This is a genomic window from Thiofilum flexile DSM 14609, assembly GCF_000380185.1.
GTDB classification, from domain to species: Bacteria; Pseudomonadota; Gammaproteobacteria; order Thiotrichales; family Thiotrichaceae; genus Thiofilum; species Thiofilum flexile.
In genome coordinates this window covers 1-2,008 of sequence record NZ_KB904806.1, presented here as the reverse complement: position 1 = coordinate 2,008, position 2,008 = coordinate 1, and the positions used below count along the sequence as shown (strand labels likewise).

Here is a 2,008-nt window from a genome sequence, read left to right as displayed (position 1 = left end):
AAGCTTGGCACTGACCTACTCTCACATGGGGAAACCCCACACTACCATCGGCGATACTGCGTTTCACTTCTGAGTTCGGGATGGGATCAGGTGGTTCCACAGCTCTATGGGTGCCAAGCAAACTACTAGGGTATACGATGCAGGTTCTTGGTCTTCTCGTAGTGGTTTTGAGTTATGCATGAATCATCTATCAATGATCCACCACTCTCGTCACTACAGGGCCTACATCACCCAATTCAGGAAAGTCATCAAACTCGTGTACTGTATACTGTATCAATCTCTTGCGTAAACCGCTACGGGTTATAGAATCAAGCCTCACGGGCAATTAGTATGGGTTAGCTTCATACATTACTGCACTTCCACATCCCACCTATCAACGTCGTAGTCTCCAACGGCCCTTCAGGGGATTCAAGATCCCAGAGAGTTCTCATCTTGGGAGGGGCTTCCCGCTTAGATGCTTTCAGCGGTTATCCCGTCCGCACATAGCTACCCAGCAATGCCACTGGCGTGACAACTGGTACACCAGAGGTGCGTCCACTCCGGTCCTCTCGTACTAGGAGCAGCTTCCCTCAAAACTCTAACGCCCACGGCAGATAGGGACCGAACTGTCTCACGACGTTCTGAACCCAGCTCGCGTACCACTTTAAATGGCGAACAGCCATACCCTTGGGACCTGCTTCAGCCCCAGGATGTGATGAGCCGACATCGAGGTGCCAAACACCGCCGTCGATATGGACTCTTGGGCGGTATCAGCCTGTTATCCCCGGAGTACCTTTTATCCGTTGAGCGATGGCCCTTCCATTCAGAGCCACCGGATCACTAAGACCTAGTTTCCTACCTGCTCGACGTGTTTGTCTCGCAGTCAAGCGTGCTTATGCCTTTACACTATCCTCTCGATTTCCGACCGAGATTAGCACACCTTCGCGCTCCTCCGTTACTCTTTAGGAGGAGACCGCCCCAGTCAAACTACCCACCATACACTGTCCTAGATACGGTTATATCTTAGTTAGAACGCCGAACATACCAGGGTGGTATTTCAACGGTGGCTCCATCCGAACTAGCGTCCGAATTTCATAGCCTCCCACCTATCCTACACAGGCAGGTTCAGCGTTCAGTGTAAAGCTGTAGTGAAGGTTCACGGGGTCTTTCCGTCTAGCCGCGGGTACACTGCATCTTCACAGCGATTTCAATTTCACTGAGTCTCGGGTGGAGACAGTGTGGCCATCGTTACGCCATTCGTGCAGGTCGGAACTTACCCGACAAGGAATTTCGCTACCTTAGGACCGTTATAGTTACGGCCGCCGTTTACCGGGGCTTCGATCAAGAGCTTCGCTTGCGCTAACCCCATCAATTAACCTTCCGGCACCGGGCAGGCGTCACACCCTATACGTCCACTTTCGTGTTTGCAGAGTGCTGTGTTTTTGATAAACAGTCGCAGCCACCTGGTCTCTGCGGCCTCCAGCAGCTATTCACCGCCAGAGGCGTACCTTCTCCCGAAGTTACGGTACCATTTTGCCTAGTTCCTTCACCCGAGTTCTCTCAAGCGCCTTGGAATTCTCATCCAGCTCACGTGTGTCCGTTTGCAGTACGGTTGCGTAATACCTGAAGCTTAGAGGCTTTTCTTGGAAGCGGGGCATCGACTACTCATGTTCCGTAGAACACTCGCCATCACGCCTCAGTATTAAGATCCCGGATTTGCCTAAGATCTCTACCTAAACGCTTAGATACACATCCAGTAGTGTTCTAGTCTAGCCTTCTCCGTCCCCCCATCGCAGTATTACTCAGTACGGGAATATTAACCCGTTTCCCATCGACTACGCATTTCTGCCTCGCCTTAGGGGCCGACTAACCCTGCGCCGATTAACGTTGCGCAGGAAACCTTGAGCTTTCGGCGGACAGGTTTTTCACCTGTCTTATCGTTACTTATGTCAGCATTCGCACTTCTGATACCTCCAGCAAACTTTCCAGTTCACCTTCACAGGCCTACAGAACGCTCCTCTACCACTTG

At 51.7% G+C, this 2,008-nt stretch carries 2 rRNA genes; both read right to left on the bottom strand.

Features of this window, described 5'->3' with window-relative positions:
* Nucleotides 1-2: 2 nt before the first annotated feature.
* Nucleotides 3-118: ribosomal RNA gene (rrf, locus tag A3IK_RS0115915) — 5S ribosomal RNA — on the bottom strand.
* Nucleotides 119-304: 186 nt separating this feature from the next.
* Nucleotides 305-2,008: ribosomal RNA gene (locus A3IK_RS0115910) — 23S ribosomal RNA — on the bottom strand; the annotation flags it as partial.